This is a genomic window from Tamlana carrageenivorans (assembly GCF_002893765.1).
Classification (GTDB): Bacteria; Bacteroidota; Bacteroidia; order Flavobacteriales; family Flavobacteriaceae; genus Pseudotamlana; species Pseudotamlana carrageenivorans.
The window spans coordinates 1,308,141-1,331,980 of record NZ_CP025938.1; the positions used below are offsets into that span (position 1 = coordinate 1,308,141).

18 protein-coding genes are annotated in these 23,840 nt (G+C 35.8%); 8 read left to right on the forward strand and 10 right to left on the reverse strand.

All coding sequences use genetic code 11. The features are described from left to right. Nucleotides 1-63 precede the first annotated feature (63 nt). On the forward strand, nt 64-423 hold the full coding sequence (locus C1A40_RS05885; RefSeq protein ID WP_102995084.1) for a YraN family protein: 360 nt from the start codon (nt 64-66) through the stop codon (nt 421-423). 6 nt (nt 424-429) lie between these two features. On the opposite strand, the gene C1A40_RS05890 is transcribed toward C1A40_RS05885, so the two are convergent. Both C1A40_RS05890 and mfd read right to left on the reverse strand, forming a co-directional pair. Next, nucleotides 430-1,797 (reverse strand): peroxiredoxin family protein, encoded by a 1,368-nt coding sequence (locus tag C1A40_RS05890; RefSeq protein ID WP_241910498.1) that lies wholly within the window; start codon nt 1,795-1,797, stop codon nt 430-432. 38 nt (nt 1,798-1,835) lie between these two features. Next, nucleotides 1,836-5,186, reverse strand: a complete 3,351-nt coding sequence (gene mfd / locus C1A40_RS05895) for a transcription-repair coupling factor (protein WP_102995085.1) — start codon at nt 5,184-5,186, stop codon at nt 1,836-1,838. Between the two features lie 241 nt (nt 5,187-5,427). Here mfd and C1A40_RS05900 point away from each other — a divergent pair, with 241 nt between their 5' ends. The 4 genes from C1A40_RS05900 (at nt 5,428) to C1A40_RS05915 (ending at nt 10,950) form a co-directional block, all read left to right on the forward strand. After that, nucleotides 5,428-5,844, forward strand: coding sequence for a response regulator (locus C1A40_RS05900; RefSeq protein ID WP_102995086.1), 417 nt, complete (start codon nt 5,428-5,430; stop codon nt 5,842-5,844). A 73-nt stretch (nt 5,845-5,917) separates the two neighbouring features. Continuing rightward, nucleotides 5,918-8,623: a TonB-dependent receptor gene (locus tag C1A40_RS05905; RefSeq protein WP_102995087.1), complete on the forward strand. Its 2,706-nt coding sequence runs from the start codon at nt 5,918-5,920 to the stop codon at nt 8,621-8,623. A gap of 4 nt (nt 8,624-8,627) precedes the next feature. After that, nucleotides 8,628-10,427 (forward strand): YfiR/HmsC family protein, encoded by a 1,800-nt coding sequence (locus tag C1A40_RS05910; RefSeq protein WP_158651297.1) that lies wholly within the window; start codon nt 8,628-8,630, stop codon nt 10,425-10,427. 91 nt (nt 10,428-10,518) lie between these two features. After that, nucleotides 10,519-10,950, forward strand: a complete 432-nt coding sequence (locus tag C1A40_RS05915) for a tellurite resistance TerB family protein (protein ID WP_102997153.1) — start codon at nt 10,519-10,521, stop codon at nt 10,948-10,950. 182 nt (nt 10,951-11,132) lie between these two features. On the opposite strand, the gene C1A40_RS05920 is transcribed toward C1A40_RS05915, so the two are convergent. From C1A40_RS05920 to metG, 7 genes are all read right to left on the reverse strand, one after another. After that, nucleotides 11,133-13,259 carry a Tex family protein gene (locus tag C1A40_RS05920; RefSeq protein ID WP_102995089.1) on the reverse strand — a complete coding sequence of 709 codons (2,127 nt, stop codon included), beginning with the start codon at nt 13,257-13,259 and terminating at the stop codon, nt 11,133-11,135. Nucleotides 13,260-13,517: 258 nt separating this feature from the next. Next, entirely contained in the window at nt 13,518-14,120 is a 603-nt protein-coding gene (locus C1A40_RS05925) for an alpha-ketoglutarate-dependent dioxygenase AlkB family protein (protein WP_102995090.1), read from the reverse strand. A gap of 269 nt (nt 14,121-14,389) precedes the next feature. Further along, complete coding sequence (locus C1A40_RS05930) at nt 14,390-15,583, reverse strand: IS256 family transposase (protein ID WP_102994202.1); 1,194 nt, start codon at nt 15,581-15,583, stop codon at nt 14,390-14,392. 541 nt (nt 15,584-16,124) lie between these two features. After that, complete coding sequence (locus C1A40_RS05935) at nt 16,125-16,643, reverse strand: ferritin (RefSeq protein ID WP_102995091.1); 519 nt, start codon at nt 16,641-16,643, stop codon at nt 16,125-16,127. Nucleotides 16,644-16,856: 213 nt separating this feature from the next. Beyond that, entirely contained in the window at nt 16,857-17,558 is a 702-nt protein-coding gene (locus C1A40_RS05940) for a YiaD family glycine zipper/OmpA-like lipoprotein (protein WP_102995092.1), read from the reverse strand. A gap of 46 nt (nt 17,559-17,604) precedes the next feature. Continuing rightward, the gene (locus tag C1A40_RS05945) at nt 17,605-18,081 is read right to left on the reverse strand and encodes a lipocalin family protein (protein WP_102995093.1); all 477 of its coding nucleotides are present in this window, start codon (nt 18,079-18,081) and stop codon (nt 17,605-17,607) included. A 174-nt stretch (nt 18,082-18,255) separates the two neighbouring features. Then, nucleotides 18,256-20,316, reverse strand: coding sequence for a methionine--tRNA ligase (gene metG, locus C1A40_RS05950; protein WP_102995094.1), 2,061 nt, complete (start codon nt 20,314-20,316; stop codon nt 18,256-18,258). 145 nt (nt 20,317-20,461) lie between these two features. On the opposite strand from metG, the gene C1A40_RS05955 reads away from it, so the two are divergent. Further along, on the forward strand, nt 20,462-21,481 hold the full coding sequence (locus C1A40_RS05955) for a S66 peptidase family protein (protein ID WP_102995095.1): 1,020 nt from the start codon (nt 20,462-20,464) through the stop codon (nt 21,479-21,481). A 93-nt stretch (nt 21,482-21,574) separates the two neighbouring features. Here the strand turns inward: C1A40_RS05955 and C1A40_RS05960 are convergent, their stop codons facing one another. Next, nucleotides 21,575-22,327 carry a TerB family tellurite resistance protein gene (locus tag C1A40_RS05960; RefSeq protein ID WP_102995096.1) on the reverse strand — a complete coding sequence of 251 codons (753 nt, stop codon included), beginning with the start codon at nt 22,325-22,327 and terminating at the stop codon, nt 21,575-21,577. 207 nt (nt 22,328-22,534) lie between these two features. On the opposite strand from C1A40_RS05960, the gene C1A40_RS05965 reads away from it, so the two are divergent. Next, a complete protein-coding gene (locus C1A40_RS05965; RefSeq protein ID WP_102995097.1) occupies nt 22,535-22,945 on the forward strand; it encodes a BrxA/BrxB family bacilliredoxin in 411 nt (136 codons plus the stop codon). A 156-nt stretch (nt 22,946-23,101) separates the two neighbouring features. Beyond that, nucleotides 23,102-23,839, forward strand: coding sequence for a lysophospholipid acyltransferase family protein (locus tag C1A40_RS05970; RefSeq protein ID WP_102995098.1), 738 nt, complete (start codon nt 23,102-23,104; stop codon nt 23,837-23,839). Nucleotide 23,840 lies beyond the last annotated feature (1 nt).

Consider the following 23,840-nt stretch of genomic DNA (forward strand, 5'->3'; position numbering starts at 1 on the left):
AATACCTTTGAAACTTTAGAACTCAAAAACTTCAAAATAGATTATTTTTCCTACATTTATAAAATGGCAGAACATAACAAACTTGGAGAAAAAGGCGAACAGGCCGCTATGGATTATCTTCTAAAAAAAGGATATACCATTTTAGAGCGCAATTATAGATTTGGAAAATCGGAAGTAGATCTTATTGCGCAAATTAATGATACACTTGCTGTAATTGAAGTTAAAACACGATCGACTACCGCATTTGGTAATCCTCAAGATTTTGTAAAACCCAAACAAATTCAGCGCTTGGTGTACGCGATTAATCATTATGTCACCAAAAACAATTTAGATGTTGAAGTACGTTTTGACATTATGGCTCTTGTTATCACGGGTAAAACCTTCCAGATTGAGCATTTAAAGGATGCTTTTTATCATTTTTAGAATCGCTTACTCATCATCCAATTCAAAGAACGCCACCACTTCGTCTATATCCTCTGGTTTATTAACGATTACTTTTTGAGCATTTAAAATGAAATAGGTTGGCGTTTCAACTATACCATAGGTTTTACCAATTTTACTGCCCCATTTTCCTGAACCAAGAACATGTATAAATTCAGGATATTTTTTGATTTCTTTTTTCCAAGCTTCAATTTCTTCATCGGCTTCTAAACCAACTGCAACCACCTTTACCTCCCCCTTTTCTAAAGTATTTGCAAAGGTTTTTAACTGCGGAATTTCATCTAAACAATGTGAACAAGAGCTGTTCCAAAACACCAAAATGTACTGTTTAGCAACGTTTAACTGACTTAATTTTTTGTTGATTTTTTTGCCGTTTTCCGTCACCGAAAGCTCAAAATCGGGAGCCATATTACCAAGAGAAACCCTTTTATAAGCGTTTAGGGCATTTACCAGTTCGCGATCTTCTAAGGCTAACCCTATATCATGCAAATACTTATCAGAAATATAATTAGCTGTTTTTTCTTGTTTTAAATCGACCATTTCTTGCCATAAATCTAGTAATAGCATACGCTTAACTTCATTTGGGGCTTTTGCCATGGCTTTGTAAACCACATCAATATTAGCTTTGTAATTATCGATTTCATTCAAATCTTTAGAGGTCATTCCAAAAACATAATTCAGCATTTTTTCTTCTAAAAAGGAAGAGCTTTGAAGAATGGGATTGGTAAAATCAACATAATCAAAATAATGCGTTTTAAGCTTCGCGATATAATTTTGAGCTGATAAGGCTTTGGTTGGAATATAAGGTTTATTGGCTTTTATAAAATGAAGTGCTAAAGTGCCAGAAGCTGCTTTTTCATAACTTAATTGCGCCTGCCCTTGCGCTTTAAAAATCCCTTTGAGCGCAGTGGTATCTTTCTTCTCACTGGCATAATAGTTACTAATACTATGTACTACAGCCGACATGCTATTCTGATAAGATGTTAACATTTTATTCTCGGCAGATTTTGTGAATTTCACCCCAGTTTCGGAGTTAAACTTCAACTCAATATCTTCTTTTCCGTTGTAAATAACATCGAAATTAAAATCTTCTTGAGGAATGGCATACACGACGCGATACACACCTTTAGTTGCTGTTGAATCTAAAAGAAAACCAAACTTACCTTCACTATTCACTTCAGTACTTGTAATATATTCTGAAATGGTTGGCGTCACTTTATACAACAAAGCAACGTTATAATCTTGAGCCGGCGTAAAGGTGCCTTTTATGCTATGCTGCCCAAACATAAGCACAGGCATAAACAGTAAGAAGCAGATAAGATGTTTTAAAGGGCGTTTTTTGTTATTAACTAACATAAAGCGGGTTACGGATTATTAATTTATAAAAATACACATTATTTTACAATGGGCTCGATGGCTTCTAATGCTTGTTTTACACTTTTGATTTTATCGAAGGTTAACAACAAACGCAAACCTTGACGTGTTTGTTTTTCTTTCATTTTACAAACACCTGGATGTGTTTGAACAAATTGTAAAACCTTGGTAAATCCAGGACTCTGATAGAATCTACTTTGTTGATCGTTTATAAAATACCCTATGAGTTTGCCTTGTTTCATCACAATTTTTTCAAATCCAATTTTGGTAGCCAGCCATTTGATTTTCACGCTGTTCAACAAATCGACAACCTGAGTGGGTAACTCGCCAAAACGATCGACTAATTGTGTCTCAAAGATATGCAATTCGTCTTCTGATTTTAAATTATTTAGCTGTGTATATAAATTTAATCGTTCAGCAATATTATTCACGTAATCATCGGGAAAAAGCAGCGAGAAATCGGTATCGATAGTTACCTCTTTAACGTAGATTTTATCTTCTTCGGGTTCATCATATAAATCTTTAAACTCATTTTCTTTGAGTTCTTCAATCGCTTCATTTAAAATTTTCTGATAGGTATCAAAACCAATATCATTAATAAATCCGCTTTGTTCACCACCCAATAAATCGCCTGCTCCACGAATTTCCAAATCTTTCATAGCGATATTAAAACCACTACCTAATTCGGTAAACTGCTCTAGGGCCGAAATACGTTTTCTGGCATCTTCGGTCATGGCCGAATAATCGGGCGTTATAAAATAACAGAAGGCTTTTTTGTTGCTACGACCTACACGACCACGCATTTGGTGCAAATCACTTAAACCAAAATTATTGGCATTATTAATAAAAATGGTGTTCGCGTTAGATACATCCAACCCACTTTCAATAATCGTGGTACTTACCAACACATCGAAAGCGCCATCCATAAAGGCCAGCATGAGTTCTTCTAACTTCTTACCTTCCATTTGCCCGTGGCCCACGCCAATTTTAGCATCGGGTACCAAGCGTTGAAGCATGCCCGCCACTTCTTTAATATTTTCAATACGGTTATGAATGAAGAAAACTTGTCCGCCGCGCTCAATCTCGTAACTTATAGCATCTCGAATGGTTTCTTCGGCAAAACGAATCACATGACTTTCTATAGGGTATCGGTTTGGAGGAGGTGTGGTAATCACCGATAAATCTCTAGCCGCCATTAAACTAAATTGAAGGGTTCTAGGAATTGGTGTGGCGGTAAGAGTTAACACATCCACATTATCCTTCATAGCCTTTAATTTTTCTTTGACAGCCACTCCAAATTTTTGTTCTTCATCGACAATGAGCAGTCCTAAATCTTTAAATTTTACATTTTTGTTAACCAGTTGATGGGTTCCAATAATGATATCTACTTTACCCTGCTCTAAAGCCTCGAGAGTTTCGCGTTTTTCTTTGGCGGTTCTAAATCGATTCACATAATCGACTGTAACAGGAAAATCTCGCAAACGCTTTTTAAACGTTCTGGAATGCTGATAGGCTAAAATGGTTGTAGGCACTAAAACGGCCACTTGCTTACCATTGTCGACAGCTTTAAATGCAGCACGAATAGCTACTTCGGTTTTACCAAAACCTACATCACCACAAACTAAGCGATCCATAGGGCGTTCGCTTTCCATATCTAATTTAATATCGGCAGTAGCGGTGCTTTGGTCCGGGGTATCTTCATAAATAAAAGACGCCTCCAACTCGTGTTGCATAGAACTATCTGGACGGTATTGAAAACCTTTTTCGGTTTTACGTTTGGCGTAGAGTTTAATTAAATTGAAGGCAACGTGCTTAACACGCGCTTTCGTTTTTTGCTTTAAAGTTTTCCAGGCCGTACTACCTAATTTGTGAATTTTAGGTGGTTTGCCATCTTTACCATTAAATTTGGTGATTTTATGCAGGGAATGAATACTTAAATACAGCACATCGCGCTCGCCATAAACCAGTTTAATAGCCTCCTGCATTTTGCCTTCTACATCAATTTTTTGAAGCCCTCCAAAGCGTCCTATACCATGATCGATATGGGTAACATAATCGCCAATATCTAAATTTGTAAGTTCTTTTAAGGTGATGGCCTGCTTTTTAGCGTAACCATTTTTAAGCTGAAATTTATGATAACGTTCAAAAATTTGATGATCGGTGTAGCATACCGTTTTCGTATCATGATCTACAAAACCCTGATGCAAGGATAGCACAACAGTTTTATAAGCTACTTCTTCTTCGGCATCATCAAAAATATCATGAAAACGTCTAGCCTGCTGTTCACTAACGCATACAATATAATTGGTATATCCCTGATTATGTTTGCTGTTTAGGTCGTCAATTAACAAATTAAATTGCTTATTGAATGAAGGTTGGGGGGAAACTTCAAACGTTATGGTAGTATAGGGTTTGGAATTCGTGGCCATAACAAATGAATTGCCAAACTCCATGATTGAAAAATCTAAAAGTTGACGTTTCAATAGTTTTGAATCGCAGAATAAAGCCTCGGGCTTGCTGTGTTTTATATCTTCGGAAAGGGCTTTAAAAGCTGTTTCGGCTTTTTCGTAAAAATCATCAATTCTTGAAAACAGTAAATCGGCATTTTTTATCCCTATCACGGTTTTTTGAGCGATGTATTTCAAGAAACTTTGGCGGCTTTCCTGCATTAATTTATTCGCCACATTGGGAATAATATTAATCTTTTTTATCTGCTCCACCGATAATTGAGATTCCACATCGAAGGTACGAATAGTGTCTACCTCATCGCCAAAAAATTCAATACGATAGGGTTCGTCATGCGAGAAAGAAAAAACATCAACAATACCACCACGCACCGAAAACTCGCCCGGTTCGGTAACAAAATCAACCCGTTTAAACTTATACTCAAACAACACTTCGTTAACAAAATCAATAGATAAATTATCGTTCACCCCTACTTTTAGTGTGTTTCGCTCGAGTTCCTTACGTGTAACTACCTGCTCAAAAAGGGCGTCTGGGTAGGTTACAATAATGGCTGGCTTTTTTTGGGAGTTGATTCGGTTTAAAACCTCAGCGCGCAAAAGGACATTAGCATTATCGGTTTCTTCAATATCATAAGGTCGCCGATAACTTCCTGGATAAAACAAAACATCTTTACTACCACAAAGTTGTTCCAAATCGTTTAAATAATGCGCGGCCTCTTCTTTATCGTCAAAAATTAAAAGGAAAGGTTTATTGGCATTTTTAAAAACACTGGAAATGACGAACGACAAGGAAGAACCAACTAATCCTTTTACATGAATTTTACTTTCGTTTTGGGCAATAGCATGTTGCAGATTTTGCGTTTGCAAAGCCTGTGCATAAATTTCAGAGAGGGTAGATTTACTCACTTAGAATTTTTTCATTTTTGAATAGCAAATATAAGCAGCATATTGTTATTCTGAAATTTAGGAATCCTAAGATATCAATAAATTATGATGAAGACATTTAGGTGTTCCATTAAAAAAATAGTAGGTTGTAGCTTTTTTTTGTCATTTCAACTAATAAGTAAAAAAAATTACATAGAGTTCTTAACTTTAGGTTAAAATTTTCAAAAAAAGGTGTTATCCTTGTATGAATTATTCCCTCTAAATGAAATCAATAACATCAACTCTACTAATAGACGACGATAAGTTTACTAGTTTTTATAACGAAAAAATTGTAAAAAAGCATAACCAATTTGGCGAAATCATCTCAGTAAATAGTGGTAAAGCTGCTATAGAATATCTAGAAGACGCTATAAAAGGTGAGGCATTAAAACCCGATGTTATTTTTTTAGACATTAATATGCCTGCCATGAATGGTTGGGAATTTATTGAAAACTATAGAAAATTAGATGTAGAATTTACGAATAATATTAAAATAATCATGCTAACAACTTCTTCTAATCCAAAAGATAAAGAGAGATCACAAACCATAAATGAAATAGCAAATTATATTAACAAACCACTTTCCCTCCCCGTTTTACATGACATAATAAATAATTTAATTCCTGTTAAAACCTCATAAAAAATTCTTTTAATTTCAAGCCCTCAAAATTTGAAGATTTTTATGAAGTTCTACAAATTAACCGAACTAATACATGCGCATAAAAATTTGTCTATACCTCCTAACCTTGACGAGTTTTCTACTAGGGCATTCGATCACTGCCCAAAACAAGGCTTCCTTATCAGGAACTGTTTCTGATGAATTTGGTAAACTCCCCGGAGCACGTATTTCCGTTGAAGGAACTAACATACAAACCACAACCAATATTGATGGATTTTACAGCCTAAATTTAGAGGAAGGCTCCTATGTTATTACTGCATCATTCATCATGTACCAAACCAAAAGTGTTTCCATTACCATTAAGGTTGGCGATGCATTAATTAAGGATTTTATTTTAGAAACCGGTTTGTCGGCCGACGAGCCTGTGTCATTAGGGACGCGCTCAAAACCACAATCGTCATTAGAAACTACCGTACCCATTGAAATTATTACACCCGAACAGATTAGTGGTTCAACCCATTTCGAATTAAGTGAAATATTGCACTATTTATCGCCGTCGTTCCATTCCACTCATCAAACCATATCTGATGGTACCGATCATATCGATCCTGTTACTTTACGCGGCCTTGGCCCCGATCAAGTATTAATTTTAATTAATGGTAAGCGTCGCCATACCAGTTCCATGCTAAACGTAAATGGTACTATTGGGCGTGGGAGTGTGGGCACCGATTTTAATGCCATTCCTGTTTCATCCATCGATTATATTGAAATTTTAAGAGATGGTGCCACACCCCAATATGGCTCTGATGCTATTGCCGGCGTAATTAATATTATACTTAAAAACCAAACCGATGTTATCCATATAGATTCTCGAATAAAAACCAATATTGAAGGCGATGGGGTAACCAGTTATTTTAGTGCTAATTTCGGATTAAAAGTCGGGAACACTGGTTTTATTAACATTACCGGAGAATTTAGAGACCGTAAGGCCACCAATAGAGCAGGCCATTATACGGGACCTGTTTATAGTCAAGACGAAACTGAAGATGCCGCACTTATCAAGCAAAATAATTTCTTCGCGCAAACAGGCTATAACGACAAACAAGTTATGGAAATTGGTAGCGCTGCCGTGCGTAACTCGGCCATTTATTTTAATGGTGAATTTTTAATGTTTAAAAAAGCCAACCTTTACTTTTTTGGAGGCAGAAATTCTAGAGAAGGTGCTTCTGCTGGTTTTTACCGCTTCCCTTTTGAGAAGGATCGTGTTACAGAAGAATTATTCCCCAATGGCTTTTCTCCTAAAATAATTACCAACATACAAGACAATGCCCTTACCATAGGTCTTAAAGGTCAAAAAAATGATTGGAACTTAGATTTTAGTCATTCTATAGAAAATAACAATATCGACTTTACGGTGAGTAATTCCAACAACGCCTCATTAGGTGTTCGGTCGCCAAAAACCTTCAAATCTGGTGGTTATCTTTACAAACTTAACACTACCAATATCGACCTCGATAAAGAGTTTGATGTTTTGGAAGGTCTTAGTGTCGCTTTTGGCGGAGAATTGCGTGTAGAAGGTTACGAAATAATTAGCGGCGAGGAAGACTCGTATATTAATGGTGGTGAAACTTATATAGATGAAAACGGCGTAGAACAACCACGACTTATAGGGGCTCAGGTATTTCCTGGTATTCAACCCTCTGATGAACTTATACGTATACGATCTAATGCATCAGGATATATCGATTTAGAATTAAAACCATTAGAACCCTTTTTATTTAAGGCTGCGTATAGATTTGAATCGAACAACGATTTTGGTGAAAACTCGGTTTGGAAACTTTCGGGACGTTATTTGCTAAATAAAAACATTTCGTTTCGTTCAAGTTATTCTACAGGTTTTAGAGCGCCTTCTTTACACCAGGTCTATTTTCAAAAAATAAGCACACAATATTTTGACGGCGATATTAGCCAAGTAGGAACCTTTAACCACGAAAGCTCTTTAATTACCGATGTTTTTAAAGTAAACCAATTAACGCCAGAATTATCTAAACATTTCAGTTTAGGTTGGAGTTCAAAATTTAAGAACAAATACACCTTTGCATTCGATTATTACAATATCAATATTAATGATCGTATTATTTTATCGGGTGGTTTTAGCACGGGTTACGAAGCACAATTAGCCCCCTACGAGGTTTCAGCGGCTCAGTTTTTTGTTAACGCAATAGACTCTAACACCAATGGTTTTGAAGCCTCTTTTATATATCAAGATAAGCTAGGAAGCGGCTTATTTAACGGACAAGTGGCTACAAATTTTACCAAAACCAAAGTTACAAATGTTAACGAAAATAGTGTTGAAAATGGCGATTTAGAATCCCTTTTCAATCGGGAGGAACGTTCGAGAGTTGAATCGGCACAACCTAATTTTAAAATTAATTCCTATTTTCAATATGAAATCCACAATTTTAAATTCAATTTAGTGGGTACTTATTTCGGAAGTCTAGATTACCTCCATCCCGACGATGGCGATCCAAACAATTGGCAACTTAATAAGTATAACGGACGCGTAGAAACGCGCGACCAAAGATTTAAACCTAAATTCATCACAGACCTTGCGGTAAGCTATCGCTTTGTCAATTTTTTAGAGGCAACCGCTGGCTGTAATAATATTTTTAATATATATCCAGACAAACACAGGCATTCCGGCAATACAAACAATGGTAGCTTTATATATAGCCGACGCGTACAACAATTTGGGGTAAGTGGCGCAAACTGTTTTTTCAAAATATTATTACGACTTTAGACCCATGAAGGCTAGAACCCTACTATACATCTTAATTTTTTGTTTGCTATCACAGGAAAGTATACTACACGCTCAAGCACCTTTAAACGAGCAAATTAAACGTGTAAAACGCGCCCTTTTCATCTTTAATCTTTCCGATCAAATACAGTTTCTAGACAACAACACAAACCCTAATTTTACCATTGGTGTCCTTGGCAAAGACCGCACTGTTATTGATTTGAGAGGGCTATCACAAAAACGTCAAATTAAAAACAAACCCGTTCGTGTTGTAAATTTCAAAACCATTAAAGACATTTATGATGTGGATGTCGTTTATGTAAATCATAATAAAAATTTCAACGTAAATTATATACTCAACAAAATATCGGGTAATAACACCTTATTAATTACAGAAGACTACCCTTTTAATAGTTCCATGGTTAATATTGTAAACATCGGGGAGGAGTTTCAGTATGAAATCAATGAAGACCTACTAAATGCTAACAATTTAGGGGTTTCTTACTCTTTAAAACAAAATGCGATATCCTCAATTGAAAAATGGAAGCAATTCTTTCAAGATACTGAACACCAGCTTGAAGCCACCCAGGAAGCGCTCCAACTTGCCAAAAGCGATATTAAACATAAAAATGACAATATCACCAAGCAAAAGAAAACCATAAATGCCATAAACTCGCAAATTCATCAACAAAATGATGTTTTAAAAACTCAGGAATCAGAAATTAATGAGTTGATATCGTTGTCGGAATTTCAAAAGAAAAAATACTCCGAAAAACTACAGATAGAAAAACAGTTAGAAACACGTATCCTCGAACAAATGGAGGATTTAAAAGAAAAACAAGCCTTTATATCTTCTAACAATGCTACCATAACCCTTCAACAAGATACTTTAGAGAAACAAAAACAAGAAATTGAAGCTAAGCTTGAGAAGATTAATCTCATAAACAAAAGTTTAAGCACCCAGAAAACGGTGAATTACCTTCTGCTAGCGCTTCTTATTATCATTGTAATATCCGTGATTTTAATTTATCGAAATTATAAATCGATTAAATTATTGAATGAAGACTTACAAGAAAAGAACAACAATATCTTTAATAAATCCTTAGAAATTGCATCTAAAAATAAAGAGCTAGAAGAATTCGCATACATTACCAGCCATGACCTTAAGGAGCCCCTAACCACCATTTCAGGGCTTATAGATTTGCTTCAGGACGACTACAAGGATAAGTTGGATGAAGATGCCATAATAAGCATGAATTTTATAAGTAAATCGAGTTATCGCATGCGAAATCTTATTGATGCTTTACTTAATTACTCAAGGCTTGGCAAGGCTAACGAAAAAACCGAAATAAATTGCAACACCTTGGTTTCGGAAATCATTCATGATTTAGACAACGCCATACATCGTAACCAAGCTGTTATTACATATCAAGATTTACCCACGATACGCGCCAGTGAAATTGAATTAAGAGTGTTATTCCAGAATTTAATTAACAACGCGATAAAGTTTAAGAAACCCAATACATCACCCATCATAAACATTTCGTGTAGTACAACGGTTCCTGAGCATCAAACCCAGGTTTTTTGGCAATTTGAAGTTACCGATAATGGTATTGGTATAAAGAAGCAGCATAAGGACAAAGTTTTTGCCATATTTCAACGTTTACACTCGCGTGAAACCTATGAAGGTACGGGAATTGGCTTAGCCTTTTGTAAAAAAATTTTAGAATCCCTGGGTGGCCAAATTTGGTTTGAATCTACCTTAAACGAAGGCACCACTTTTTTCTTTACAATACCACAACAATAGTGGCTTTTCAAAAAAGTAAATTAGCTTTACTTTAGTGAAAAAAGCACCAAACTTTAATTATATTTGTCATTACACTAAACTTAAAAAAAACATGTCAATTTCCAAACTATTTGATAACGGTTTTAAAAAACGTAATGAAAACCATTTTGCTGCCATTGTACGTGTAGCCATGGATGACGGAATTATTACCGCTGATGAACGAGCCTTTTTAGACCGATTAGCTCATAACCTTGATATACACGAAGAAACTTATATTTCCATTTTAAAAGATTATAAATCACACCCTATTAATCCGCCAGCTTCATACGATCTTCGTTTAGAACGTTTGTACGATTTGGTTCGTATGGTACATGTAGACCAAATTAAAGGTGACCCCGAACACCGTCTTTTACACAAAATAAGTGTAGGGCTAGGTTTTCATGCGGTTAACGTGAAATACATTGTAGACAAAGCCTTAACGCTTGTGCAAAACGGTGTAGATTTAGATACCTTTATTGAGGAAATTAAAACGATGAATCAATAAAGGTTTGTTAGTTCTTTAATGGTTTAATCGTGTCATTGAAACATGACTTACATCGAATTAACCAATTTAAAAATAGTCACAAACACGGAAGATTTTTGATTTGAGACCCTTCAGGTTTTTGAAACCTGAAAGGTCTTTGAAATTTTGTAGTTTTGTAACACTATAACTTAGAAACTCAAAAACTACACCTTCTTTTGATGAAGCTTCAGCTGTATACGCTTTCGCGGAATATCTACTTCTAGTACTTTAACGATAATTTGTTGATGCAAACTCACATGTTCATTCACGTCTTTCACAAAAGCATCCGATAAATTAGACACATGAATTAGGCCACTTTCTTTAATACCAACATCTACAAAACACCCAAAATTGGTAATATTATTTACTATACCAGGTAGCAATTGACCTTCTTTTAAATCGTTTATAGTTTTTATATTCTGATTAAAAGTAAACTCTTTAGCCTGCTCCCTAATATCTAAACCTGGTTTTTCAAGTTCTTTAATAATATCTTCAAGCGTTAATAAACCTACGGTTTCGGTGCAGTATTTTTTTAGGTCTATTTTTTTAAGCTGTTCGGAATTACCAATTAATTCAGAGACCGAATTCCCCAAATCTTTGGCCATTTTGGTCACAACCCCATAACTTTCAGGATGCACGGCAGAATCGTCTAAAGGGTTTTTAGCACCTTTAATGCGTAAAAATGCCGCCCCTTGCTGAAAAGCCTTGTCTCCCAAACGCGGCACTTTTTTTATAGCACTCCTTGACGTAAAGGCCCCATGTTCATTTCTATAATTAAAAATATTTTCGGCTAATTTAGGCCCAATACCAGACACATAACTCAGTAATGATTTGCTCGCCGTATTGATATTTACGCCAACAGCATTTACACAGTTTTCAACTACCACATCCAATTCTTTTTGAAGCTTAAGTTGATCGACATCATGCTGGTATTGCCCAACCCCAATAGATTTGGCGTCGATTTTAACCAATTCGGCCAAAGGATCTTGCAATCGTCGACCAATTGATACCGACCCACGAACGGTAACATCATAATCTGGAAACTCTTCTCTTGCTATTTTGGAAGCCGAATAAATGCTCGCTCCGGCTTCACTTACCACAAAAACTTGAACATCATTTTTAAAATGAACTTTTCTAATGAGGGCTTCAGTTTCTCGTGATGCGGTACCATTTCCTATGGCAATCGCCTCAATTTTATAAGCATCGGCCAACGAACTGATTTTTTTCATGGCTCCAATGCTATCATTTTTCGGAGGATGTGGGTATATGGTTTCATTATATTTCAACTGCCCTTGAGCATCTAAACACACCACTTTACATCCTGTACGAAATCCAGGATCGATTCCCATAACTCGTTTTTCACCTAAAGGCGAACCTAGCAAAAGCTGCTTTAAATTCTTAGCAAAAACACTAATGGCCGATGCGTCTGCCTTATCTTTTGCAATTTGCAAAGCCTCATTAACCAACGACGGCAACAGCAAACGTTTATAAGCATCGTTAATAGCGAGCACAATTTGTTCGGCACAAGCATTTTGAGAACGCACTATTCGCTGTGTAATCTTATCTAAAGCACGTGTATCGTCAATTAATACTTTTACCCTTATAAACCCTTCTTTTTCAGCTCTTAAAACTGCTAAAAACCGATGTGAAGGCATGCGGCTTAGATTTTCTTCCCAATCGAAATAATCTCTGAATTTTTGAGCGTTCTCATCCTCGGCTTTCGTTTTTACCACTTTCGTGGAAAGCATAGCAAAACGCTCTAATTGGTAGCGAATTTGATTTCGTATATCGGTACGTTCGTTTACCCATTCGGCAATAATATGTCTAGCACCTTCTAAAGCAGCATCTACAGAGTCCACATCGCCCTTTACATATTTGTAGGCAATAGACTCAACATCATTAGCATTCTGGCTCATGATAATCTTGGCCAACGGCTCCAAACCATTTTGCCTTGCTTTTTCAGCCTTGGTTTTACGGCTTTTCTTAAACGGTAAGTACAAGTCTTCAAGCGCCATTAAATTGGTGCAATTTGCTATTTTTTGTTGAAGTTCGGCTGTTAGCACCTCTTGTTCTTCTAAAGCTTTTAAAATGGCGTTTTTACGTTTTTCAAGTGATGCAAATTGTTCTTTAAACTTAACAATCTCACCAATTTGAACCTCATCTAAGTTTCCTGTAGCTTCCTTGCGATAACGCGATATAAAAGGGATGGTGCAATCTTCATTTAATAATTCAACCGTATTTCTAACCGATTTTTCCTGAAGTTGCGTATGCTCAACGATATATTTTATCATAAATTCTAACGAAGTAAAAAAATGCTAAACTAAAAAAATTACTTCTGAAAATATTGAAAAACCCGAAAGCTTTAATAGATTCTATTTTACACGATGAGAAAAACCATTGATAATGCATGGTCGTGCAGAATAAAGTGAAGCATATTCCCTACAATAATTTATATCCTTGTCGGAAACTCTGCGATATCACTTAGTCGACTTTAAAAAAATCCTACAGTCGTACCTCCTTCTGGATGAGAGCATGACTTTAAATTTATATTAACTCACAATGGTTCTAAAAGTGAGATTAATTCGTGGCGTTTTTACAGTTTTAGTTGGCGGTAAACGGTGTAACCAGTGGGTTTGTGTGTCAGCTTTCATAATTAATAAACTGCCTTTTTCTAATAATATTGAAACGGTTTGTTTGGATTCTTTATGTTTGAAGGAAAATTTCCGGTCGGCTCCAAAACTTAAGGAGGCAATGGCTCCATTTTTTTTCAAATCCTTTTCAGCATCGCTATGCCAAGCCATGCCTTCGCTCCCATTGTGATACAAATTAAGTAAGCAGGAATTATAGGTTTCTCCAGATTTCGCTTCAACAATGGCTTTAAGTTCTAGAAGCTCTTTAGTCCAAGGCAAGGCTGATTTTGTGGTTTTAGAATAAGTGTAATCAAAAGGCTTGTCACCATACCAGGCTACTTTACGTTTAGTGACTATCAATTTCCCAAAAATGATAGCATTATCATGTTCCCAAGTGATGCTTTCCATCAAACGTTCGAAATAATAAAGTGTTTTTTTATCTGACAGGACTTTTCCATAATAGAGCACGTCGCCATCAAAAGGTATGATTTGGGTTATGGGATTACGATTAAACAAGTCCATATAGGATACAAATAAATGTAAATATAGGTACTAATTATACGAATAACGTTATTACAGAGAGATTCACAAAGAAACTTGTTATTCCAATAAAGGCACGACTGAGGAATCTTTACATGAAATGAAAGGGATCAATATTTCAAGAACGCTTCGATTACACGATTAAACAGTGCAACAGTAATTTAGACATGAATTTGCACGAAGGCGAGTTTATCCAAAATTTTGTGTTTTTGAAAAATAATTTCAAAATTCATAGGTTAAAATAATATAGATTATAACCTGTTTGGAAAACAAATATACAATTGATTGTAAATTTGGCCCCATTTAAATCGTGTTTTCTTCCATTTTTTGCTGATGCTTTGAGCTGCTAAATATATGGATTTCAGTGCTGCATCATCATGAGGGAAGACTTTTTTGTTGCGTGTATATTTTCTTAAACTGGCATTAAAACTCTCAATGATATTGGTAGTATATATAAGTTTTCTAATCTCTTTTGGGTAGTTTAAAAACGCGGTCAAATTATCCCAATTGTTTTCCCAAGACTGTACGGCAGAGAGGTATTTATCTTCCCAATTTTGTTTAAAGACTTCGAAAGCCTCTAAAGCGAATTTCTCATTATCGGCTTGATAAATAGCTTTAATATCGACCATTATTGATTTACGGTCCTTATAGCTCACATATTTTAAAGAGTTTCTAATTTGATGTACGATACATATTTGACGTATACTACCTGGAAAAATAGCTTCTACAGCTTTATCTAATCCAGAGAGGTTATCCGAACACAGAAAGAAGATATCTTTTACGCCTCTAGAGCGCAGATCGTCTAAAATGGACATCCAAGCAGCTGCCTTTTCTGTCTCCACAATACTCATGCTCAAAATATCTTGTTGCCCTTCGGTATTCACCCCTAAAACTATCATACAGGCTTTAGATATTACCTTGCCTTCTTGACGTATTTTATAATGAATAGCATCTATCCAGACAATGGGATATACGTCTTCTAAAGGTCTATTCTGCCATTGTTTGATGTCTTCCAATAATTGATTGGTGATAATGGATACCTGTGATGTGGAATACTGCACTCCATAGGTACTTTCAATAAAATCAATAATATCGCTATTGCTCATACCTTTGGCGTAAAGCAGTTGAATACAATCTTCTAATTCTTGACTAATCGATTGATGTTTGGGGACAATAACAGGCTCAAAGCTCGCTTGACGATCTCTGGGGATTTTGATGCGTTGTTCGCCGTTATGAGTCTTGATAGTTTTCTCTGAGAAACCATTGCGCTGGTTGTTCTCAATTACAGAACCTCCTTTTTGAAACCCTAAGTGGGCAGTCATTTCTGCTTTTAAAAGTGATTCAATACCACGTTTAAGCAACTGTTCCTTGACCTGGTCAAAGTCCTCCTTGTTGCTGATTTTGCCGATCAAGGCGTCTAATTGTTTTTCTAAGTCTGAGTTCATAAAATAAAAATTTAAAAGTAAATTTTTTGCCTATGAATTTCAAAATCATTTTTAAACTAACTAACAGCAAAAACACAAAATAGTTTACAGTCCCACGAAGGCTATATGCAATAAGCTATACGCTAATCGAATGGTCTAAAAAATGCCTTTAAACCTCTATAGCTATATAACCTTATAGCTTTATAACTTTATAACTTTAATAAACAAAAAAACCTGTTCATGTTGTTACACATGAACAGGTTGTATTTTATGGAAACTAACGATAACATATTGTTAAATACTATTAAAAAACAGGGTAGTTCTACGCTACTTTCTTAATTAAATCGAAACAAGGGCATTTTTTACAGCGCTTATTTTCTCCTTTTTTAAACTTTTTACAACAGCTACTTTTTACTTTTTCAGGAAGTTCTATTCCTAATTTACGTAATTTTTTCTCTGCCTTTTTTTGCTTTTTTTTGCCCACAATAGGATTCTATAATTAACACTTGCGGGCAAATGTAAATTATTTTAATTAAATCTAAATAAGATTAAATGTTAAAATTTACTGTGGTGCATCTGTCGCTGCGGTAGTTACAGTTAAATTTTCTATATCTCTATCAAATAAATACAAGCCACCTTTATCGTCGCCAATCATATTAATCTTATCCAAAATCGTTCGAGCTACGGCTTCTTCTTCTATTTGCTCGGCCACGTACCACTGTAAAAAGTTATGGCTGGCATAGTCCTTTTCTTGAAGACTAATATGCACCAATTCATTAATACTTTGAGATACATATACTTCGTGATCGAATAATTTTTCAAACATTTCTTTAAAGGAACTAAAGGTCACATTAGGTGCTTTTAGCTCCGAAATTTTAGCATGCCCGCCGCGTTCGTTTACGAACTTTACCAGTTTTAACATGTGTTCACGCTCTTCATCAGACTGTGCGTACATAAAATTTGCCACACCTTCCAAACCTTTAACTTCGGCCCAACAAGCCATGGCTAGATATATTTGAGAAGATTCGGCTTCTATCCTTATTTGCGTATTTAACGCTTCTTCTATCTTTTTTGATAACATAATGTTTGGTTTTTTCGTAAAGTTACAGATTTCTATATTCTATTTTAACCACTGTTTTTAGAATCTAATAAAACATAATGAGTCTTAATAAATCTAGAAACAAAAAAGAGGCTGTTTGAAAAGTCAACAATATTTAATTTGCATATTTCGACAAGCTCCATATAACAACAAATATACTTTTCAGACAGTCTCTTTAATATTATTTAAGGGCTGTTAGTTTCCAGCTTCTTGTTTAGCATCGTTAATCATATCTTCATTAGGCACGATTACGATATTAACACGTCTGTTTTGAGCACGACCTTCGGCAGTACCATTATCTGCAACAGGTTGTTCTTCACCAAACCAGTGTGTTGTTAATCTTCCTGAATTAACACCTTTTTGTTTTAAGAAACCAGTTACAGCATTAGCTCTGTTTTTTGAAAGCGTCATGTTGTAATTAGCATCACCTTGGCTATCGGTATGTCCTACCACCAATAAGTTAGTGTCAGGGTAGTCCTGAATAATTCCAACCAATTTATTTAATGTAGTTTCAGACTCACCATTAATATTGTATTTGTTCGTAGCGAAATACACCCCGCTACCATCTTCAAAGGTTACTACAATACCCTGATCGACACGCTCTACTTGAGCACCAGGAACTTCTTGTTCAATTTGTTGAGCTTGTTTATCCATTTTATTTCCAATGATAACTCCAGCCCCACCACCAATGGCAGCTCCAATAGCAGCTCCTAATTCGCTGTTTCCATGGCCAACATTATTACCAATAATGGCACCTAAAAGCGCACCACCCACGGCACCAATAGCAGCACCTTTTTGTTTATTATTCGCGTTATCTACAGCCTTACAATTCACAAATGAAAATAAAGTGATCGCTGCCAATAATACTATTGATGTTTTTTGAATATATTTTTTCATGTTATTTAATTTAACGGTTACTATTAATTTTAAGGGATTAAATATTTTAGAGTTTACTAAATTGCCAAGTAATTACAAATGGCTCATCATCGACCGTAAGGGTTTGCTCCCAGGTCATGTACGATTCAGACATTGAAGTTAAATTAAAACGATAGCCTTGATTCGTCATAGACTTCCCTTTAACATCGGTTGGCTTTAATAGGAAATCATAAAGTCCTGATTGCTCATCTATTTTTTGAATGGTGAAAATAAAATATCTCAAACCCGTATTACAATCGGTGCCATTAATAGCATAGCTCCCTGTATTGTTATTAGGTATGAAATTCCAAGTACTGCCTTCAAAGCAAGCCTTATTATCTTCATTCAAAAGCGTCACGTTAAATTCACCTTCTTCACTATACGATATAGCGCTAAGCGTCCAGTCGCCCTTAATTTCTTTTTTTGGTTTTACAGGCGAAGCTGTTTTACTAGACCCGCAAGCCATAAGGCTTAAGGTCATTAATACTAATACTATTTTTTTCATGGATTATGGTTTTTTATAAAGTTACAAATAAATATAGTCACGAATAATCTATAAAACAAATAAAGAAGGTTTTTCTCAATTCGTTTAACTATAAAAATTCGAATACTAACGCTATTAGTAAACGGCTTTATATTTACATGTAAACTTATTTAAAACACCACTCAAAATCAGTACCTAACTAACGGTTAATCCATTTGGAATTTTAGCCTCATCTGGATTAACAAAAACTAATTTTCCTTCGGCGTTTTCGGTCATTAATATCATACCTTCACTTTCTACACCGCGTAATGCTCTTGGCGCTAGGTTCACTAAAACAGTGACTTGTTTACCAATAATATCTTCAGGTTTAAAACTCTCGGCTATTCCCGAAACTATGGTACGTACGTCGATGCCTGTATCAACTTTTAAAACCAATAACTTTTTAGCTTTTGGCATTTTTTCAGCTTCAATAATAGTCCCCACACGAAGATCTAGCTTGGTAAAATCATCGAAGGTAATCGTAGCTTTTTGAGGCTCGACAGCTTTATTAGCAGCTTCATTAGCCTTTTTACTGGCTTCTAATTTATCCAATTGTTTCTGAATGGTTTCATCTTCAATTTTAGAAAATAACAATTCGGCTTTTCCTATTTTATGTCCTGCGGAAAGCAGCACGTCTTTAGTTTTAACCTCATTCCAGTTTGCTGCATCCTCATTTAAATTTAAAATATTTTTTAGTTTCTCGGAAGTAAATGGTAAAAACGGCTCACTTAAAGTCGCTAAAGCTGAAGCAATTTGAAGCGCCACATACATGATGGTTTTAGTGCGCTCTTCATCGACTTTAATCACTTTCCATGGCTCGGCATCGGCTAGATATTTGTTTCCTAGACGTGCTAAATTCATAAGTTCCTGTCCGGCCTCTCTAAAACGGTAACGCTCTATAGAACTAGAAATCACGTCTGGATATGCTTTTACAGCAGCTAAAGTCTCTTCATCGACTATTTCTAAACTGTTAGGTGTAGGAACAATGCCTTCATAATATTTATTAGTTAAAACCACCACACGATTAATGAAGTTTCCAAAAATAGCAACCAATTCGTTATTATTTCTAGCTTGAAAATCTTTCCAAGTAAAATCATTGTCTTTTGTTTCCGGTGCATTTGCTGTTAATACATAGCGCAACACATCTTGTTGCCCAGGGAACTCCTCTAAATATTCTGGCAACCATACGGCCCAGTTTTTAGACGTTGACAACTTATTACCTTCAAGGTTTAAAAATTCGTTTGCAGGCACATTATCTGGCATGATGTAAGACCCTTCAGCTTTAAGCATCGCCGGAAAAATGATACAGTGGAATACGATATTATCCTTACCTATAAAATGCACCAATTTGGTGTCTTTATCTTTCCAATACGGTTTCCAATCTTTGCCCTCTCGATCGGCCCATTCTTTAGTTGATGAAATATAACCGATAGGTGCATCAAACCATACGTAAAGCACTTTGCCCTCACCACCTTCTACAGGTACAGGAATACCCCAATCTAAATCTCGTGTTACGGCTCTTGGGCGTAAACCATCATCAATCCATGATTTTACCTGGCCGTACACATTAGGTTTCCAATCTTTTTTATGCCCCTCTAAAATCCATTCTTTTAAAAAAGCTTCGTGCTTATCTAAGGGTAAAAACCAGTGCTTCGTTTCTTTTAGCGTAGGTGTGTTTCCTGTTAAGGCTGACTTCGGATTAATTAAATCGGTAGCATTATGGCTGGTACCACAAGCTTCACATTGGTCGCCATAACTTTCTTCATTGCCACATTTCGGACAAGTTCCAACCACAAAACGATCGGCTAAAAACTGATTGGCTTCAGCGTCGTATAATTGTTCGGTAGACTCTTCAATAAATTCACCCTTATCATACAAAGTTTTAAAAAAATCGGAAGCCGTTTCGTGATGAATTGGAGCCGAAGTACGCGAATAATTATCGTAGGTAATCCCAAAATCTTCAAAAGACTTTTTAATAATAGCATGGTATTTATCTACGATATCTTGAGGTGTAACCCCTTCGTTTTTCGCCTTAATAGTAATGGGCACACCGTGCTCATCACTACCCCCAATAAAAGCAACATCGTTACCTGTTAAGCGTAAATAGCGCACATAAATATCGGCAGGCACATAAACGCCCGCTAAATGCCCGATATGAATTGGGCCATTTGTATAAGGTAAAGCTGTAGTAACAGTGTATCTTTTTGGTGTATTCATCTAGTCTAAAAAAATAATTATGGGTGTCATGACAATAAACCTTTTAATTCGAAAAAGGCTTCTGTTTTTTTGTAATGACTGTTCTTTTAAGCCACAAAAGTAATCATTTAACAAGCGATTTAGAAAAAAAATGTACTTTTACATTATGGCAAAAAATCTTCTAACATTCAGCTTATTTTGCGCAATTTTTTTCTTCGGAATTCAAAATTATACTGCTCAAAATGTTGCTGTTAAAACATCACAAAGTAGTTTGAAACAACCACCATATCTAAAAGCAGGCGATTCTGTTGCTATTGTAGCGCCTGCGGGCATTTTAAAAAACAGACAGGCTGAAATACAAAAAGCACAAGCCCTTTTAAAAAGTTGGGGCTTACACACTGTGGTTGGAAAACATGTATTTACACAAAACAATCATTTTGCTGGCAGTGATGATGAGCGCTGTGAAGATTTCCAAAACGCCATAGACGACCCTAGTATTAAAGCCGTTTGGTGTGCTAGAGGCGGTTACGGCGCTGTACGTATTTTGGACAAATTGAACTGGACGAATTTTAAAAAACATCCGAAATGGATTATCGGTTATTCGGATATTACAGCCCTGCATAGCGATGTCCATAATTTAGGCTACCAATCACTACACGCTATGATGTGTACGAGTTTACAAGATACTCCAGAATCTATTAAAGAAACCATTTCAACCTTTAAAAACACCCTTATGGGAACGCCTAATTCCTATACTTTAAAGGGGTCGAACTACAACAAACCAGGAACAGTTTCTGGTGAATTAGTTGGTGGAAATTTAAGCATTTTACAAACCATGTTGGGTTCTAATTCTAGCCTTAATACCTCTGGAAAAATACTATTTATTGAAGAAATTGGTGAATACAAATATCATATTGATCGCTTATTACAAAGCTTAAAGCGTGCGGGATATTTTGATCATTGCGCAGGGGTTATTGTTGGCGATATGACCAAAATTAAGAAAAACACCACCCCATGGGGCAGCTCCATAGAACAACTTATTTTAGACGTTTTAGCCGATTACGACTTTCCTGTGACTTTTAATATGCCAGCTGGACATGACAAGGACAATCGGGCTTTAATTTTTGGCCGTGTTGTAAACCTTTCTGTTGAAAAAGAAAAATCTACAATAAACTTCGAAAAATAACCCTTAAACACCAGTAGCATACTACAACATTACAAAAAAAGCCACCTATGATTGAGACAACACGGTGGCTTTTTTAGACTGTGAATACAGGGTTTAAAACCCGCGCTCCTTTTGAATTTGTTCATAAGCAGCCTGCACTTGCCTAAACTTTTCTTCGGCGCCTTTTTGATGTGCAGGTCCAAGATGAATCACTTTATCAGGGTGATACTTTTTAGCCATTTTACGGTAAGCTTTTTTAATCTCGTCGACAGAAGCCGATTTATCGATCTCTAAAACTTTATAAGCCGCATTGCTATCGTTATAAAACATGGCTTTAATACTTTCATAATCTCTTTCTGAAATCCCTAAATAGCCTGAAATCTTAAAAATTTGATCGACCTCATCTTGAGTAACAGCACCATCGGCCTTAGCAATTCCGAATAAAAAATGTAAAAGTTGTAAACGTGAAGCATGCTCCATCATCTGGCGTATTTGCAAACAAACGGGACGCAGCGACACTTGCTGCTTATTAATATTCTTAAAAAGTTTAAAGGCATGATTAGCACGCTCCTTTCCGTACATACCCACAAATTGCTGACGTACGAAATCCAATTCACGCTGATCTAGTTTTCCGTTTGCTTTGATTACCGAGGATGCTAAAATGAGTAAACTCACTTCAAAATCGCCCGATTGGGTGCGTGTTTGAGCTCTTTGTCTTTTATCGAAGGCTTCCTTTTCGGAAAAAAAAGGATCAATACCCTCAGACATTGAATCTATTAAACTCCCTATAGCCACACCAATAATGGCGCCTATAGGTCCGCCAAACGACCATCCAATAGCACCACCAATCCATTTTGAATAACTCATGTAAGTATTTGTTTTAATTAACGTCCAACACCATCAATACCTATTTCTTTAATTAAAAAGAATTAGGTTGATAGTCTTTACGCTTAGCTCAAATTTTAAATTAAATAATAAGCGTAAATATAATATTTGTTAATGGATTGCTTTACGCAATTGTAACACAATTGGTATCTTTGCAATCAAAATTTTTAATTATTAAAATTATAATATATGTATCCAGCAGAATTAGTAAAACCAATGCGCGAAGATTTAACCCAAGTTGGTTTTGAAGAATTACATACAGCCCAAGAGGTTGAAACTGCTTTAGCAAAAGAAGGAACAACGTTAGTCGTTGTAAATTCGGTTTGTGGTTGTGCCGCTGCTAATGCACGCCCAGGAGCAAAAATGAGTTTAGACAATGCCAAAAAACCTAATCATATTGTAACGGTTTTTGCTGGGGTTGATAAAGAAGCTGTTGATGCTGCTCGTGGTCATATGGTACCTTTCCCTCCAAGCTCTCCTAGCATGGCTTTATTTAAAGATGGTGAATTGGTACACATGTTAGAGCGCCATCATATTGAAGGTCGTCCAGCCGAACTTATTGCAGACAATTTAAAAGATGCCTACAACGAGCATTGTTAAACATTAGTTTTTCACTGAAATTTGGAAACGTTTCAGAGTGATGAACGATACTGTGAAAAACCGGTTTATTACCATACAAAACCACGATAATACACTTATTGTGGTTTTTTTGTGACCTACATTTAAACCAAACCAAGATTTACTTATTTTTGAACCATGCAAAAAATCATCTCATACCCCTTAAGTATTATATATACTTTTTTGTTTTTTATTACCCTAGTAATTTTTCACGGTTTACAGTGGTTTTCCTTTAATGTTTTTGGTTACAGCATGCATAAAAAAGTTGTCGATGCTTTACAATTTTGCTTAATGCGCTGCGCCAACATTTTAGGCACCCGATTTACCTTTACGAACCCTTATAAAATTGATACCAATGTGCCCTTAATTATCGTGGCTAATCATCAAAGCTTACACGATATTTATCCCATTACTTGGTATATGCGTAAACACCATCCTAAATTTATTAGTAAAATTGAATTAGGAAAAGGCATACCAAGTGTTTCATATAATTTACGTCACGGTGGTGGTGCCTTAATAGACCGTAAAAATCCTCGTCAATCTATTCCTGCCTTAATGAAGTTTGGTGAGTATATTGAAAACAATAAACGAGCTGCAGTCATTTTCCCAGAAGGCACACGTAGTAAAGATGGCACACCAAAACCATTTCAAACCAAAGGCTTAGAAATTTTATTCAAAAAAATTCCTTCGGCACTGGTAGTTCCTATCACTATAAATAACTCATGGAAAATGTTAAAATATGGAAATTTCCCTATGGGTTTAGGGACTCATATCACATTTACCGTGCATAAGCCTTTAAAAGTTAGTACCTTTGCAAATAAACAAGACCTAATACATAGTATTGAAACTACTATAACAAATAGTATCGAACCATAAC